This is a genomic window from Pseudonocardia sp. 2-7 (assembly GCF_056341085.1).
Window position 1 is genome coordinate 4,636,213 of sequence record NZ_CP094507.1, and the last position, 15,547, is coordinate 4,651,759.

The 15,547-nt window shown below is 73.2% G+C and carries 14 protein-coding genes; 2 read left to right on the forward strand and 12 right to left on the reverse strand.

Translation table 11 applies throughout. The annotated features are described in order from the left end of the window. Positions 1-240: 240 nt before the first annotated feature. The 9 genes from yhjD to MTO91_RS22295 all read right to left on the reverse strand — a co-directional run bounded on the left by yhjD (position 241) and on the right by MTO91_RS22295 (position 9,048). Complete coding sequence (gene yhjD, locus MTO91_RS22255; protein WP_251784343.1) at positions 241-1,305, reverse strand: inner membrane protein YhjD; 1,065 nt, start codon at positions 1,303-1,305, stop codon at positions 241-243. 43 nt (positions 1,306-1,348) lie between these two features. Continuing rightward, positions 1,349-2,362, reverse strand: coding sequence for a tryptophan--tRNA ligase (gene trpS / locus MTO91_RS22260; protein ID WP_476652617.1), 1,014 nt, complete (start codon positions 2,360-2,362; stop codon positions 1,349-1,351). Positions 2,363-2,387: 25 nt separating this feature from the next. Further along, a complete protein-coding gene (locus MTO91_RS22265) occupies positions 2,388-3,290 on the reverse strand; it encodes a winged helix-turn-helix transcriptional regulator (RefSeq protein ID WP_476652619.1) in 903 nt (300 codons plus the stop codon). Between the two features lie 197 nt (positions 3,291-3,487). Continuing rightward, positions 3,488-3,664, reverse strand: a complete 177-nt coding sequence (locus MTO91_RS22270; RefSeq protein WP_251784346.1) for a hypothetical protein — start codon at positions 3,662-3,664, stop codon at positions 3,488-3,490. 72 nt (positions 3,665-3,736) lie between these two features. Then, a complete protein-coding gene (locus MTO91_RS22275) occupies positions 3,737-6,376 on the reverse strand; it encodes a bifunctional FO biosynthesis protein CofGH (protein WP_476652620.1) in 2,640 nt (879 codons plus the stop codon). 82 nt (positions 6,377-6,458) lie between these two features. Further along, entirely contained in the window at positions 6,459-6,962 is a 504-nt protein-coding gene (locus MTO91_RS22280; RefSeq protein WP_373324028.1) for a YbaK/EbsC family protein, read from the reverse strand. A 61-nt stretch (positions 6,963-7,023) separates the two neighbouring features. Next, the gene (locus tag MTO91_RS22285) at positions 7,024-7,836 is read right to left on the reverse strand and encodes a protein kinase domain-containing protein (RefSeq protein WP_476652622.1); all 813 of its coding nucleotides are present in this window, start codon (positions 7,834-7,836) and stop codon (positions 7,024-7,026) included. Further along, on the reverse strand, positions 7,833-8,675 hold the full coding sequence (locus MTO91_RS22290; RefSeq protein WP_073576407.1) for an exodeoxyribonuclease III: 843 nt from the start codon (positions 8,673-8,675) through the stop codon (positions 7,833-7,835). Before MTO91_RS22290 ends, MTO91_RS22285 begins: the two co-directional genes overlap by 4 nt. Positions 8,676-8,718: 43 nt before the next feature. Further along, on the reverse strand, positions 8,719-9,048 hold the full coding sequence (locus MTO91_RS22295) for a hypothetical protein (protein WP_405415106.1): 330 nt from the start codon (positions 9,046-9,048) through the stop codon (positions 8,719-8,721). 257 nt (positions 9,049-9,305) lie between these two features. On the opposite strand from MTO91_RS22295, the gene MTO91_RS22300 reads away from it, so the two are divergent. Next, positions 9,306-11,534 (forward strand): NADP-dependent isocitrate dehydrogenase, encoded by a 2,229-nt coding sequence (locus MTO91_RS22300; RefSeq protein WP_405415103.1) that lies wholly within the window; start codon positions 9,306-9,308, stop codon positions 11,532-11,534. A 53-nt stretch (positions 11,535-11,587) separates the two neighbouring features. Here the strand turns inward: MTO91_RS22300 and MTO91_RS22305 are convergent, their stop codons facing one another. The 3 genes from MTO91_RS22305 to MTO91_RS22315 all read right to left on the reverse strand — a co-directional run bounded on the left by MTO91_RS22305 (position 11,588) and on the right by MTO91_RS22315 (position 14,527). Then, on the reverse strand, positions 11,588-12,889 hold the full coding sequence (locus MTO91_RS22305; RefSeq protein WP_476652624.1) for a DUF2252 domain-containing protein: 1,302 nt from the start codon (positions 12,887-12,889) through the stop codon (positions 11,588-11,590). Positions 12,890-13,280: 391 nt separating this feature from the next. Continuing rightward, the gene (locus MTO91_RS22310; protein WP_062397707.1) at positions 13,281-13,589 is read right to left on the reverse strand and encodes a DUF3017 domain-containing protein; all 309 of its coding nucleotides are present in this window, start codon (positions 13,587-13,589) and stop codon (positions 13,281-13,283) included. 83 nt (positions 13,590-13,672) lie between these two features. Continuing rightward, on the reverse strand, positions 13,673-14,527 hold the full coding sequence (locus tag MTO91_RS22315; protein ID WP_405415099.1) for a bifunctional methylenetetrahydrofolate dehydrogenase/methenyltetrahydrofolate cyclohydrolase: 855 nt from the start codon (positions 14,525-14,527) through the stop codon (positions 13,673-13,675). Positions 14,528-14,756: 229 nt separating this feature from the next. Between MTO91_RS22315 and MTO91_RS22320 the strand changes: the two genes are divergently transcribed. Continuing rightward, on the forward strand, positions 14,757-15,425 hold the full coding sequence (locus MTO91_RS22320; protein WP_073576412.1) for a GPR1/FUN34/YaaH family transporter: 669 nt from the start codon (positions 14,757-14,759) through the stop codon (positions 15,423-15,425). The last annotated feature ends 122 nt before the right edge of the window (positions 15,426-15,547 follow it).

Genomic DNA, 15,547 nt, shown 5'->3' on the forward strand with positions numbered 1-15,547 from the left:
TGGGAATCCGCTTACCGGGTAAGCGGATTCGTCGGACGACGTCCCCGGATCTCGGGTCCGCGGGACCGTTCACGGGGCGAAGGAGTTCGTCGGGGCCTGTACCGGGAGAACCGGCCGAGACGGCACAGGCTCACCCCTGCGCCCGAGGGCCGGGCCACACCCTCCTGCGAACTCGCTTACCGGGTAAGCGAATTCGTCGGGATCACGTCCTTCGAGATCGGGGCGGGACGGCGATCCGGGTCAGCGCCGCCGGCGCCCCAGGGCCCGCAGGCCGAGTGCCCCGCCGATCAGACCCGCGGTGACCAGGCCCGCCGACGCGAGCGCGCCCGGGCCGTCCCGGACGACGTACTGCGGCCGGATGATCGCCGGGGCGGGCAGGTCGCGGTAGCCCAGGTCGTTCTCCTCGGCGCTGGCGGCCCAGGCCGTCACGAACAGCAGGAACCGCGAGGTGAAGAAGATGAAGACCAGCAGACCGAGGATCGATCCGAAAGCCGCACCGGCCGCGGAGTTCGTGACCGAGCCGAGGTAGATCACCATCACCCGCTGCAGGATCGCGAACCCGATCGCGCCGATCAGCGCGGCCCTGGCCGCGCTGCGCAGGGACACGGGCTCGCGCGGCAGCCGGGCGATCACCCAGAGGAACACCAGCCAGTTCCCGGCGAGCACGAGCAGGAACGAGGCGATGCTCAGCAGCACGCGTGCCCACGTCGCCTCGCCGAGGCCGACCAGGTCGAGCAGGAACCTCCCCGCCGCGCCACCGATCGAGGAGATCGCGAACGACAGCACCAGGGCCAGCCCGAGCCCGACCAGGGCGAGCAGGTCGAACGCCAGCCGCTTGATCATCGGCGGGGCATCGTCCCGCTGGCCCCACTGCTCGGTCAGCGCCTCGCGCAGGTTGCTCATCCAGCCGATGCCCGAGTACAGCGCGCCGACCAGACCGATCAGACCGATCGCCCCGGCCCGGTCGATCGCGGTCTGCACGATCCCGCCGAGCAGTTCGCCGATCTGGCCCGGCGCGGCCGACTGGATCGCCTGGCGCAGGGAGTCGAGGAGCTCAGGGTTCCCGCGCAGCACGAACCCGGCCGCCGCGAACCCGACCATCAGCAGCGGTACCAGCGCCAGGATGGAGAAGTAGGTGATCGCCGCGGCGTAGTGGTCGCCGTGGTTCTCGGTGTAGCGCTCCCCCGCCCGGACCAGGTGGTCGAGCCACGGATGCTTCTCCCGCTGGCGGTCGAGGAAGGTCTCGGTCTCCTCCTCGTCGGTCTCCAGCCGGTGCGCGATCGTGGCAGCGCGGTTCTCGGCCATCATTCCCCCGGTTCGGTGGTTCTCCCCGCCCCGGGAGCGTCGCTCAGGCGGGCGGGAGGAACCCGATCCTCTCGTGAACCGCGGCCAGTGTCGCGCCGGAGACCTCACGCGCACGGGTGGCACCGCGCGCGAGCACCCGGTCGAGCTCGGCCGGATCGGCCAGGTAGCCGTTCACCTTCTCCGCGAACGGCTCCGCGAACGCGGCGACGATCTCGCCCAGGTCCTTCTTCAGGTCGCCGTAGCCGCGGCCGACGTACTCGGCCTCGACCTCGGCCACCTTCCGGTCGGTCATCGCCGCGTTGATGGTGAGCAGGTTCGCGATGCCCGGCTTGTTCTCCGGGTCGAAGCGGATCTCGCGCTCGTTGTCGGTCACCGCGGAGCGGATCTTCTTGGCCGAGGTCCGCGGCGGGTCGAGGAGCTCCACGATCCCGCTGGGCGACGACGCCGACTTGCTCATCTTCGCCGTCGGGTCCTGCAGGTCGTAGATCTTCGCCGTGGCCTGCGGGATGTGCGGCTCGGGCACCCGGAACGTCTCGCCGAAGCGGTGGTTGAACCGCTGCGCGAGATTGCGGGTCAGCTCCAGGTGCTGGCGCTGGTCCTCGCCGACCGGGACGCGGTCGGCCTGGTAGAGCAGGATGTCCGCGGCCTGCAGGATCGGGTACGTGAACAGCCCGACCGTCGCCCGGTCGGTGCCCTGCTTGGCGGACTTGTCCTTGAACTGGGTCATCCGGCCGGCTTCGCCGAAGCCGGTGATGCACTCCAGGATCCAGGCCAACCGCGCGTGCTCCGGGACGTGCGACTGCACGAACAGCGTGCAGCGGTCCGGGTCGAGCCCCAGCCCGAGCAGCTGCGCGGCCGCGACCCGGGTACGCCGGGCCAGCTCGGCCGGGTCGTGCTCCACCGTGATCGCGTGCAGGTCCACGACGCAGTAGAACGCCTCGTGGTCGTCCTGCAGGGCCACCCACTGCCGCAGCGCACCCAGGTAGTTGCCGAGGTGGAACGAGTCGGCCGTGGGCTGGATCCCGGACAGCACGCGGGGACGGTGGGCGTCGTTCATGCCCGCCATCGTTCCCTACCGTCCGTCATCTCGGGCGCACCGGGGACACCGAGTCCCGGGCGAACGCCCGCCCGCACTGCTCGCAGTCCAGCCGCACGCAGAGCGGCTGCCCGCAGGCCCGGTGGCGGATCGTGAGGTCGATCGGGGCGCCGTCCCCGCCGCACCAGCGGTGCGACCACTCGACCAGGCAGGCGTGGATCGGGAAGCTGGCCCGGCCCTTGTCGGTGAGGCGGTACTCGCCGTCGCCGCTGCGGCTGAGCACCCCGAGCGCGACGAAGCGGCGCAGCCGGTCCGACAGCACCTCCGGGGAGATCGCCAGCTCGTGGGCGAAGCAGTTGAACGCCCGGATCCCGGTGAGCGCGGCGCCGAGGACGGCGGCACCCCACCGGTCGCCGATGATCTCCATCGCACCGGGCAGGAACGAGAGCGGGTCGACGGGCAGCGTGCCGCGGGTGCGCCGCGGGTGTCTGCGGGCCAGCAGGTCCAGCCCCGGCGCCCACGGCTCGCGCTCGACCTCGGTGTCCCGCGGCCCGACCGCGCCGCCGCAGGTCGCACAGCACACCCGCACCCGGGTGGGGCGGCCGCAGTCGCGGTGCACGATCTCGGGGAGCGGGACCTCCCGCGGGACCCAGGTCTTCTCCCAGTCCCAGGTGCAGATCAGCAGCTTCCAGATGTCGCCGCCGCGCTCGGTGAGGGCGTAGCCGCGGCGCTCGCGGGCACCGTCGGCGTAGCTGCGGGGCTCGAGCAGACCCGCGTCGACGAGACCGCGCAGTCGCGCCGACAACGTCGCGTCGGAGATGTTGAGGGTCTCCCGCCACTCCGCGTACCGGCTGACGCCGAGGAAGGCGCGCTGCAGGATCAGCAGCGTCCAGGTGTCGGCGAGCAGGCCGAGACCGCGCCCCACGGCGCCCAGCTCCTGCGGCCGCACCCGCTCGCCTCCCTTGACCCCGGACTGCTCAAGATCGTACCGTTGGCCTCACTCTGCCGATCGAAGCCGCGCCTCCGGGCCCGGCCGGCGGCGGGGTGGGCCGGATCGGGGGGTCGGCCCACCGGCCGGGGCGGACGTCCTGCGACAGCGCGGTGAGGGGGCTGCGGCAGCCGCGGGGCGTCGTCCCGGTCAGCACGTCATCCGTTCTCCCGGTCCTTCTCCTGCTCCGGGTCCTCGGGCCGTGGGGCCGGCTCGACCGTCACCACGCCCTTGTCGAGGTCGATCGGGCCCAGCCGCCACTGCTGTCCGCCCTGCGCGGCGTCCGAGTCCTCGTGCATCCGCTTCCGCGGGAACATCTCTCCGAGTACACCCATACCGCCACCGTAGGCCGATCGGCGGCCGAGCCGGTCCCGCGCGGCCCGGGGGCGACGCGGGACCGGCCGGGATCAGGCCGGGGTCAGCGGCAGCATCCGCGGCCCGGTACCCGACGCCGGGGTGAGCACGCGGGGCTCGCCGCGGTAGGTCGTCGTCCGCTGCCGGACCGGGCGACCGGCGGCCGCCGCGATCGCGGTGAGCTCGGCGACGGAGCGCTCGGAGCCGTTCTCCGAGCCGGCCATCCGGGAGATCGTCTCCTCCATCAGGGTGCCGCCCATGTCGTCGGCACCCCCGGCCAGGATGTCCGCGGCGAGGTCGTCGCCGAGCTTCACCCAGGAGCACTGGACGTGGTCGATCCGCCCGTGCAGCGCGAGCCGGGCGAACGCGTGCACCGCCCGGTTGTCGCGCTCCGTCGGCCCCGGCCGGGCGATCCCGGCCAGGTAGATCGGCGCGTTGTGGTGCACGAACGGCAGCGGCACGAACTCGGTGAACCCCCCGGTCCGGTCCTGGATCGAGGCCAGGGTGCGCAGGTGCCCGAGCCAGTGCCGGGGCTCGTCGACGTGGCCGTACATCATCGTCGAGCTGCTGGGGATCCCCAGCTCGTGCGCGGTCGAGACGACCTCGATCCACTGTGACGCCGGCAGCTTGCCCTTGGTGAGCACCCAGCGGACCTCGTCGTCGAGGATCTCGGCGGCGGTGCCCGGGATCGAGCCGAGCCCGGCGGCCTTCAGCTCGGTCAGCCACTCCCGGATCGACACCCCGGCCTTGGCCGCCGCGGAGACGATCTCCATCGGGGAGAACGCGTGCACGTGCATCCCCGGCACGGCCGCGGTGACCGCGCGGACCAGGTCGGCGTAGAACGACACCGGCAGCTGCGGGTCGATGCCGCCCTGCACGCAGACCTCGGTGGCGCCGTCACGGGCGGCCTCCGCGGCGCGCTGGGCGACCTCGTCGAGCGAGAGCCGGAAGGCGTCGGCGTCGCGCTCGCGCTGGGCGAACGCGCAGAACCGGCAGCCGACGTAGCAGACGTTCGAGAAGTTGATGTTCCGGTTGACCACGTAGGTGACGTCGTCCCCGGTGACCTGCCTGCGCACGTCGTCGGCGAGGTCGAGCAGCGTGCGCAGCGCGGGCCCGTCGGCGGTCAGCACGGCCATCGCGGCGTCGGCGTGCGCCGGGTCGAGCAGCGCCGCCGGGTCGGACGCGGCCAGGTCCAGCCCGGCCCGGACGTCGGAGTCGAGCCGCTCGGGGGCCGCCCCGTGGCCGGCGCGCTGGTGCTCCAGCTCGGCGGCCACCTCGTCCCAGTCGCCGTAGACGTCGCCGAAGTCGCTGCGCCGGTCCTCGGTGCGCCCGGTCGTGTCGATCGTGGAGTTCAGATCGGTGCGCCCGGTCGAGGCGAACCCGCCGTCGGGCTCCTGCCACGCCCGCCCCTCCACGACGGCGTCGGGCCGGGCGAGCCCGTCCGGCCCGGACAGCGCGGCGACATGGCCGTGCAGCCGCGCGTCGATCCACGGCGACCCGGCCCGCACGTACTTCGGGTAGGCGGTGAGCCGCTCCTGCAACGTGAAGCCCTCGGCCTCGGTGATCGCGGCCAGCTCGTCGACGGCGGGCCACGGCATCTCCGGGGACACGTGGTCCACCGTCACCGGGGAGACACCACCCCAGTCGTCGATGCCGGCATGCAGCATCAGCGCCTGCTCGTCGCCGACGAGGTTCGGCGGCGCCTGCAGCCGGACCTTCGGGCCCAGCACCAGCCGGGCGACCGCGATGGTGGCGGCCAGGTCCTCCAGGTCGGCGTCCGGGTCGTTCGCCATCGCGGTGTCCGGCTTGGCGCGGAAGTTCTGGACGATCACCTCCTGCACGTGCCCGTGCGCGCGGGCGGCGGAGCGGATCGCGAACAGCGACTCGGCCCGCTCGGTGCGGTTCTCGCCGATGCCGATCAGGATGCCGGTGGTGAACGGGACGCCGACGCGGCCGGCGTCGGTGAGGGCGCGCAGCCGGACCGCGGGCTCCTTGTCGGGGCTGCCGAAGTGCGGGCCGCCCTTCTCGAACAGCCGCTGCGACGTCGTCTCCAGCATCATCCCCATGCTGGCCGCGACCGGCTTGAGCCGGGTCAGCTCCTCCCAGCTCATGACGCCCGGGTTGAGGTGCGGCAGCAGCCCGGTCTCCTCCAGCACGGCGATCGCGCAGGCCCGGACGTAGTCGAGGGTGGAGTCGTAGCCGCGCGCCTCGAGCCACTCGCGGGCCTGCGGCCAGCGGTCCTCGGGGCGGTCGCCGAGGGTGAACAGGGCCTCCTTGCAGCCCTGCGCGGCGCCCTGGCGGGCGATCTCGACGACCTCGTCGCGCTCCAGGTACATGTCGTCGAGCTTGTGCGGGACGGTGGCGAACGTGCAGTAGTGGCAGCGGTCGCGGCAGAGCCGGGTCAGCGGGATGAAGACGTTGCGGGAGTAGGTGACCACGCCCGGGCGGCCCTCCTCGACCAGTCCGGCGTCGCGGACCCGGCCGGCGTGCCCGAGCAGCTCGTCGAGGTGCTCACCGCGGGCGGCGAGCAGGACGGCGGCCTCGGTGACGTCGAGGGTGGACCCGTCCCGGACGCGGCGCAGGGCCCGGCGGAACGCCGAGTCCGAGGGCACCGGTTCGGCGGGTGCGGGGGTCGGGAGTCCGACCGGCGGTTCGGCCTCGGCCGGGACGGGTGCGGCAGGAGTATCGGCCATGCCACCCACACTAGGTTTCACCGATCACCACAGCGACCGTCCGTTTCCCGGCGATGGATCACCGCCGATGCGGGAATACGGCTCAGGCGACCTCGGCGGGCGTCCCGCCGGTGACCGCGACGAGCTCGTCGAAGGTCGTCGGGAACACCGAGCGGGCCACCCCGCCGGCCGCCCAGACCCGGTCGAACTCCCCCAGCGCGACGTCGACCAGGGTGCGCACCGGCGCCGGGTGCCCGACCGGGGCGACCCCGCCGATGACCTGCCCGGTCGCCTCCAGCACGAGCTCCTTGGACGCCCGGCCGACCCGCTGCGCGCCGACCAGGGCGGCGACCCTGTCGGTGTCGACCCGGTGCGCGCCGGAGGTGAGCACGAGCAGCGGGGCGCCGTCGGCGTCGAAGACCAGCGAGTTCGCGATCTGGCCGACCTCCACCTCCAGCGCGGCGGCCGCCGCGGCCGCGGTGGTCACCGCGTCGGGCAGCAGCACCAGGCCCGCGATCGACGCGGGATCGGCACCGGCCCGGCGCAACGCCTCCTTCACGGCGGCGACGCGGGGGTGGTCGGCGGGGTGTTCGACGCTCCGGCTCACCCGGCCCATCCTGCCCCCCGCCGCGTCGCGGGCGCCGCCGGGTTTCCGCCCCCGGGTGTGCTCAGAGGACGGCGAGGACGAGCAGCACGACGACGATCACGGCCAGCACCCCGGCCACGCCCAGCAGGATCCAGCGGTTGCGGCCGAGGTCCCCGCCCGGGGACCGGGGCCGGGCGCCGCGTTCGAACAGCTCGGCGGCCCGGTCGTGGGTCGGGCGCTCGGCCGGGTCGTCGGCGGTGAGGCCGTCCATGACCGTCGCGAGCGCGCTGCCCGCCGACGGGCGCGGGCCCGCCGCCTCGCGCAGGACGACACCCAGGCACCACAGGTCCGCGGCCGGGGTGTCGGCGCCCTCGGGGGCGGCGGGCGCACCGTTCCCGCCGGGGCGCGGACCGACCGCGCGGGCGAGGCCGACGTCGGTGAGCAGGGCGCGGCCGTCGGCGGTGACCAGCACCGCGTCGGCGTCGAGGCCGCCGTGGGTGCCGCCGTCGGCGTGCACCGCACGCAGTGCGGCCAGCACGTCCCGGCCCACCAGCGCGACCTGCCGGGGAGAGGGCGGCGCCGTCCCGACGACCGCACCCAGCGGTCGCGCCTCCGGGTGCTCGGTGACCAGGTACTCGCGCATGTCCCCGGCCGAGGACCGGTCGGTGACCAGGTCCAGCACCCCGACGACCGACGGGTGGCGCAGCCGTCCGGCCGCCCGGACCTCCGTGAGCAGCCGCTCCCGGACCCCCGCGACCGCGGGCAGCGCGATCTCGGTGACGGCGACGGTGCGGCCGGTGATGCGGTCCTCGGCACGGTGGGTGGGCCCGAAACCGCGCCGGCCCAGCTCGTCGAGCAGCAGGTAGCGGCCGCCGACCATCCGGCCGGCGATCACACGGCCCCCAGCCGGACGACGACGGGGGCGTGGTCGGAGAAGCGCCGGTCGTGCGCGGGCGCCCGGTCCACGACGGCCTCGTGCGCGGCGTCCGCGAGCCCGGGGGTGGTGAGCAGGTGGTCGATCCGCCACCCGGTGTCGTTGTCGAAGGCCCGCCCGCGGTAGCTCCACCACGAGTACGGCCCGTCGACGCCCGGGTGCCGCTCGCGGACCACGTCGCGCCAGCCGTGTTCGAGCAGCTTCGCGAACCACTCCCGCTCGTGCGGCAGGAACCCGGAGTTGCGCCGGTTCCCGCGCCAGTTGCGCAGGTCCAGCTCGGTGGGGGCGATGTTCCAGTCCCCGCCGACGACCATCTGCCGCCCGGTCGCGGCGCACCGGTCGAACGCGGTGCGCAGGTGGTCACCGAAGGCCGCGCAGAACGCGTCCTTGTGGTCCTGCTTCTCGGTGCCCGCCATGCCCTTGGGCAGGTACAACGAGGCCACGGTGAGCCCGCCGGGCAGGTCCACCTCCACGTAGCGGCCGTCCAGGTCGGTGGTGGGGTCGGTGCCGTTGCTCGCTCCGCGGGCTCCGCTCGGGAAACCGATCCGCACCGCCTCGGGCTCGTCCCGGCTCAGCACCGCGACGCCGTTGCGGCCCTTCGCCGTCAGCGACGGAGCCAGGCGCAGGTGCCAGCCGCCCTCGTCGAGCGCGGCCAGGAAGGCGGCCGGCAGCTCGTCGGGCCGTGCCCGGACCTCCTGCAGGCAGACCGCCCGCGCGTCGGTCGCGGCCAGCCACTCCAGCAAGCCCTTGGTGGCGGCGGCACGGACCCCGTTGACGTTGACCGTGGCGAGCGCGTTCACACCGTCTACTGTGCCGCACCCCTGATCACGCTGCGCGACGGGTTCAGCACCGGCTGCCCGAGGTCGCGGCGACGGAGTCCACCGGGACCCACTGGTTCTGCTCGGTGAGCTTGCGGAAGCCGCCGTCGACGATCGTCTCGGCCGCGACCTCGGTCCCGACCGGGAGCGTGCGGACCGGCGCCGCCGAGTTGCCGGGCGACGCGCGCACCGTCACCTGCTCGCCCTGCACGACGACACGGCACCCGGTGGTCTCCAGGTTCCCGGTGACACCGCCGTAGGCGAGTGCGACGACCGTGAGGCCGACTCCGATGAGCCCGACCAGCGGCCAGCCCCTCAGGAGCGACTTCCGGGTGAGCCCGAAGACCTTCGCCACCGTGGTTCCCCTCCCGCCGAGCGCTGCCGCGACCACGGTAGCCGGTCCGCGGCCGTGGGCTCGACCATCACGGGGGTGTCGGGCCGGTTACTCCTGCGGGCGTGCAGGGCCGGTGAACAGATAGCGTGTGGCCCAGTCAGCGGGTCGCCGCGCCGGGGACCCGCCCGGTCGTCCCGGGCCCGTCCGCCGGCGCCGTCGCGGCCCGCTCGCTGGACACGGCAGCACACACGACGAGCCGAGGCAGGCCTGAGGACGCGATGAAGCTCATCTACACGTACACCGACGAGGCGCCGGCACTGGCGACCCACTCCTTCCTGCCGGTCATCGAGGCCTTTGCCGGCCAGGCCGGGGTCGACGTGGAGACCCGCGACATCTCCCTGGCCGCCCGCATCCTGGCGAAGTTCCCGGACCGGCTCACCGACGCCCAGCGCGTCCCGGACTCGCTGTCCGAGCTGGGCGAGCTGGCGAAGACACCGGACGCCAACATCATCAAGCTGCCGAACATCTCGGCGTCGATCCCGCAGCTCAAGGCGGCGATCACCGAGCTCCAGGGCGCCGGTTACGAGGTACCGGACTACCCGGACAACCCGCAGACCGAGCAGGAGAAGGCCGCCCGCGCCGCCTACGACTCGGTCAAGGGCTCCGCGGTCAACCCGGTGCTGCGCGAGGGCAACTCCGACCGCCGCGCCCCGCTGTCGGTGAAGAACTTCGCCCGCAAGCACCCGCACTCGATGGGCGCCTGGAGCTCCGACTCCACCAGCCACGTCGCCACCATGGACGACGGCGACTTCCGCCACTCCGAGACCTCGTTCACCGCCGCCGGTGACGGCGCGGTCCGCATCGAGCACGTCGCCGCCGACGGCACCGTCACGGTGCTGAAGGAGAAGGTGGCGCTGCTGGACGGCGAGGTGTTCGACGGCGCCGTCATGCGTCGCGAGCCGCTGCAGGCCTTCCTCGCCGAGCAGGTCGCGGACGCCAAGGCCAAGGGCGTGCTGTTCTCGGTGCACCTCAAGGCCACGATGATGAAGGTCTCCGACCCGATCATCTTCGGCCACGCCGTCCGCGCCTACTTCGCCGACGTGTTCGCCTCCTTCGCCGACGACCTCGCCTCCGTGGGCGCCGACCCCGACGACGGTCTCGCCTCGATCCTGACCGCGCTGGAGAAGCTGCCCGCCGACAAGCGCGACGCCGTCGAGAAGGCCATCACCGCCGCCTACGAGACCGGCCCGGCGCTGGCCCAGGTCGACTCCGCGCGCGGGATCACCAACCTGCACGTCCCGAGCGACGTCATCATCGACGCCTCGATGCCGGCCGCGATCCGCACGTCCGGCCGGATGTGGAACGCCGACGACGCGCTGCAGGACACCAAGTTCGTCATCCCGGACTCGTCCTACGCCCCGCTCTACGACGAGACCGTCAAGCACTGCCAGGCCAACGGCGCCTTCGACCCGACGACGATGGGCACCGTCCCGAACGTCGGGCTGATGGCCCAGAAGGCCGAGGAGTACGGCAGCCACGACAAGACCTTCGAGATCGCCTCCGCGGGCACCGTGCGCGTCGTCGACGCGGCGTCGGGCGAGGAGAAGCTCTCGCACGAGGTCGGCGAGGGCGACATCTGGCGCGGCTGCCAGACCAAGGACGCCCCGATCCGCAACTGGGTCGGTCTGGCCGTCGAGCGGGCCCGGGCCACCGGCTCCCCCGCCGTCTTCTGGCTGGACTCGGCGCGCGCCCACGACGCGCAGCTGATCGCGAAGGTCGAGACGTACCTGGGCGAGCACGACACCGACGGCCTGACCATCGAGATCCTCCCGGTCGCCGAGGCCACCCGCTACACCCTGGAGCGGGCCCGCAAGGGCGAGGACACCATCTCGGTGACCGGCAACGTGCTGCGCGACTACCTCACGGACCTGTTCCCGATCATGGAGCTGGGCACGTCGGCGAAGATGCTGTCGATCGTCCCGCTGATGAACGGCGGCGGCCTGTTCGAGACCGGCGCCGGCGGGTCCGCGCCGAAGCACGTGCAGCAGCTGCAGAAGGAGAACCACCTGCGGTGGGACTCCCTCGGCGAGTTCCTCGCGCTGGCCGTCTCGCTGGAGATGCTGGCGTCGAAGACCGAGGAGCCGCTGCGGGCCAAGCTGCTCGGCCAGACCCTCGACGAGGCCACCGGCACGCTGCTGGAGAACGGGAAGTCGCCGTCGCGCAAGGTCGGGGAGCTCGACAACCGCGGCAGCCACTTCTACATCGCGCTGTACTGGGCGCAGGCCCTCGCCGCGCAGACCGAGGACACCGAGCTGGCCGCGATCTTCGCCCCGCTCGCCGAGAAGCTCGCCGCCGCCGAGGACACGGTCGTCGGTGAGCTGAACGCGGTCCAGGGCGACCCGGTCGACCTGGGCGGCTACTACTACGTCGACCGCGCGAAGACCGACGCGGTCATGCGGCCGAGCGCCACGTTCAACGCGGCGATCGACGCCTTCGCCGGCAAGTAGCCCCACCGCGACGGCCCGTCCCCCCGCTGCCGGGAGGGCGGGCCGTCGGAGTGTCAGGCCGAGCTGACGCCGGGGATGCGCCCGGAGCGGAACGCCTCCACGAACAGCGCGTGGTCGGCGCGCACGGTCCGGGCGTAGTCGTGGGCGAACTCCACGACCCACTCCACGAACGCGTCCTCCGCACCGGCGGTGCGCGCCGCGACCGCCTCCTCGACCCGGAAGTCGACGAGCGCGTGGTCGGCGTCGGCGTCGGCCACGCAGTGGATCTTCGCGGTGGCCCGGCCCAGGTCAGCGACGACCGGCGCGATCTCATCGGGCTCGGTGAGCTCCGACCAGTCCAGGTCCGCCTCGTAGGGCGAGACCTCGGCGACGACGAACCCGACGCCGTCGAGCTCGGTCCAACCCAGCATCGGGTCGGCGTGCGCCTGCAGCGCGCGCTGCGAGGCCGCCGTCCGGTGCCCGTGGTGGCGGAACGCCGACGCCACCCGCTCGTCGGTGACCACCCGCGAGGGCGCGGCCACGTTGCCCTGCTTCATCGACACGACGATGTCGTTGTCCAGCGCCTGGTTCAGCCCCTCGACCAGCACCGTGTAGGTCGGCAGCCCGGCGCTGCCGATGCCCACGCCGGAGCGCCCGGCGACGTCCTTGACGGTGTAGGCGACGCCGCGGTGGCGCCGGGACTCCGGGATCGTGGCCACGTACGCCTCGAACGCCGCGGTGACCGCGGCCTTCTCGTCGTCGTCGAGGGTGCGGACGCCGGGGCCGGCGCGCAGGATCCGGTCGAAGCCCTCGGTCTCGGTGACCGCGTCGAGCAGTCCGACCCGGGTCCGGGTGCGCGCGGTCTGCAGGACCTGGTGCACCGGTCCCTCGGTGGTGTCCAGGCGCAGCGAGAACGCGTCGTCGTCGCGGTCGGCGAAGTGCCGCACCTGGGCCAGGTAGCTGCGGCAGTAGCGCTCGACGAGCTCGGACAGCGACCGGTCCGACAGCGCCTTGCGCCAGCCGAGCAGGCACAGGCTGGCCGCGAACCGGGTGACGTCCCAGGTCCAGTGGCCGAGATAGGCCTCGTCGAAGTCGTTGACGTCGAAGACGAGCACGCCGTCGCCGTCCATGTAGGTGCCGAAGTTCTCCGCGTGCAGGTCGCCCTGGATCCAGACCCGGGCGGTCCGCTCGTCGACCCAGGGGTCCTCGCGGCGGGCGACGTCGTCGTAGAACAGGCAGGCGCTGCCCCGGTAGAACGCGAACGGGTCGGCGGCCATCTTCCGGAACTTGGTCCGGAACGCCGCGGGGTCGGCGGCCATCAGGTCGTCGAAGGCGGTCACGAGGGTGTCGACGATGTGGCCGCTGCGGTCGGTCATGGCGCGATCATGCTCGCGGACGGTGGCAGGGACCACCTCCGTCCGTGGGGTCCCGCCGGACCGAGCGCCGCCGACCGGGTGGCGGATGGATCTTCGTTGCGATCAACGGGTGATCAGCGGGCCACCGTGGGCGACGTCACGCAACCCGTCCGGAGCAACCCCCGTCCCGGAGCGGGTGTACCCACCGGTAGAATCTCGTTAGCGATGATCATTATCAGGCCGTCCCGCAGCGCACCGACCGGGGATCTCCCCGCCCGGCCGGGCCGGGTCGTGCGCGCGACCAGCACCGGCCCCGGGCGTCCCGGGAGCAAGCGTCCCGCGGGCCCCCGCAGACCCCCGACCCGGCGCCCGGCGGGCCCGGAGACGACCGGCGGCTCCCGCAGCCGAGCACTCAGCTGATGGTCAGCGAGCCCTGGGTGATCGTCAGAGCCAGCAGCAGGACGACGACGCCGAACCCGCCGTACACCAGCGCGTCGGCGTAGCGGCCGCGGATCGCGAGCAGCCCGACCCGGTCCGGCGGCAGCGCGACGCGCAGGCCCGCGGCGACCAGCATCGCCACCGCCAGCGCCGCGGACCCCTCGCGCCAGTGCTCGGTGACCACCCGCTGCAGCCCGACCAGCGACACACCGAGGACGACGAGCAGCGGCCAGTGCGCCCGCAGCCGGGCCCGCAGGCCGTGACCGGACCGGGTCGCCACCATCACCGCCCCCCGCCGCCCGTCACGACGACAGGCTGCGTTCGGTATCGATTCTCACTCCGACAGGCTGCGTTCGGTATCGATTCTCACTCCGACAGGCTGCGTTCGGCTGCCTCGACGACGTTCGTCAGCAGCATCCCGCGGGTCATCGGCCCCACACCGCCCGGCATCGGCGCCAGCAGCCCGGCGACCTCGGCGACCTCGGGCGCCACGTCGCCGACCAGGCCCAGGTCGGTACGGGTGACGCCGACGTCGAGCACCGCGGCGCCCGGCTTGATCTGGTCGGCGGTGATGAGCCCCGCCCGGCCCGCCGCGGCGACGACGACGTCCGCCTCCCGCAGGTGCGCCGTCAGGTCCCGGGTGCCGGTGTGGCACAGGGTGACGGTGGCGTTCTCCGAGCGGCGGGTCAGCAGCAGCCCCAGCGGGCGGCCGACCGTCACGCCACGACCCACGACGACGACCCGCGCCCCGTTCAGCTCGACACCGAACCGGCGGCACAGCTCGACGATGCCGCGCGGGGTGCACGGCAGCGGCCCCGGCTCGCCGAGGACCAGGCGGCCCAGGTTGGTCGGGTGCAGGCCGTCGGCGTCCTTGCCCGGGTCGACCCGCTCCAGCGCGGCGCCGGCGTCGAGACCGTCCGGCAGCGGGAGCTGCACGATGAAGCCCGTGCAGGTCGGGTCGGCGTTCAGCTCGTCGATCGTGTCCTCGACCTGGGCCTGGCTCGCGTCGGCGGGCAGCTCGCGCTGCAGCGAGGTCATGCCGACCTCGGCGCAGTCGCGGTGCTTGCCGCGCACGTAGGCGTGCGATCCGGGGTCGTCACCGACCAGCACCGTGCCCAGCCCGGGAGTCACCCCGGCGGCGGTCAGCTTCTCGACACGGCCCCGCAGGTCGTCGAGCAGCTCCGCCAACGTCGCCTTGCCGTCCATCACGCGTGCGCTCACCCGGGCATCCTCTCAGGTGACGCCCGGGCCGGTCGAACCTGACCGAAGGACGCGTACGTGCCGCGCAGGTAGGGGGCGCCGCCCCCGCGAGCTGCGACGACGGCCCGGTTCCGTGCGACCGGGGTACAGGTCGGGGTCTGGTCGTACGGAGGGGCGAAAAACGATCTCCGCGAGAGCAGAATCACACCGCCGGTGCTCGACCGGTCACGAACTCGACGAGGAGTTTTCCATGAGCGTGGAGAGCGACACCGCGGGGGCGCACGCCGCTGCCGCCCCGCCCGCCCCGGCAGCAGCCGCCCCGGCTGCCAATCCGGCCCTGATGGGCCTCATCTGCTTCCTGCCGTCCGGCATCACGCTGGGCCTGTGGTTCGTGGGTTACCTGGACACCACCGCACTGCCCGGCGGCATGATCCCGATCGTGACCTTCTCGGCGGGTCTGTTCCTGCTGCTGTCGGCCATGGTTGCGCTGCGCGTCGGGGACAGCGTCACCGCCGCGATCTTCGGGGTCTTCTCCGCATTCTGGACCAGCTTCGGCGTGCTGCTCATGGCGCTGAACAACGGCTGGATCATCGACGCCGGCACCGGAGAGGCCCTGTCCACCGAGCAGGTCGGGTCGATCCAGTCGACCTATCTGCTCTCGTTCACCCTGGTGTTCGTCCTGCTGACGCTGGCGACGCTGCGCCTGCCGCTGATGTTCACGATCGGCTTCGTGCTCGTCGACATCACCTTCGTGCTGGCCTACATCGGGGTGACCGCGGGCAACGCGGGCCTGTTCCCGATCGCCGGGATCACGACGTTCGCGTTCTGCATCGTGTTCGCCTACATCCTGTTCGACGCGTTCGGCCAGACGCTGGGCGGACGCGCGATGTCGATGGGCGGGCCGCTCGTCAAGTCCTGACCCCGTTCCGACCGCCCACGGGCCCCGCCGGTTCCTCCGGCGGGGCCTGTGGTCTGCCCGGCCCCGGTGGTCCGCGTGTCCCGGTGGTCCGCGTGTCCCGGTGGTCCGCGTGTCCCGGTGGT

Coding starts and splice junctions, on each gene's coding strand:
- MTO91_RS22310 (WP_062397707.1), bottom strand. CDS start 13,589: ATGGTGGCGACCCGGTCCGGTCACGGCCTGCGGGCCCGGCTGCGGGCG.
- yhjD (WP_251784343.1), bottom strand. CDS start 1,305: ATGGCCGAGAACCGCGCTGCCACGATCGCGCACCGGCTGGAGACCGAC.
- MTO91_RS22275 (WP_476652620.1), bottom strand. CDS start 6,376: ATGGCCGATACTCCTGCCGCACCCGTCCCGGCCGAGGCCGAACCGCCG.
- MTO91_RS22300 (WP_405415103.1), top strand. CDS start 9,306: ATGAAGCTCATCTACACGTACACCGACGAGGCGCCGGCACTGGCGACC.
- trpS (WP_476652617.1), bottom strand. CDS start 2,362: ATGAACGACGCCCACCGTCCCCGCGTGCTGTCCGGGATCCAGCCCACG.
- MTO91_RS22320 (WP_073576412.1), top strand. CDS start 14,757: ATGAGCGTGGAGAGCGACACCGCGGGGGCGCACGCCGCTGCCGCCCCG.
- MTO91_RS22305 (WP_476652624.1), bottom strand. CDS start 12,889: ATGACCGACCGCAGCGGCCACATCGTCGACACCCTCGTGACCGCCTTC.
- MTO91_RS22270 (WP_251784346.1), bottom strand. CDS start 3,664: ATGGGTGTACTCGGAGAGATGTTCCCGCGGAAGCGGATGCACGAGGAC.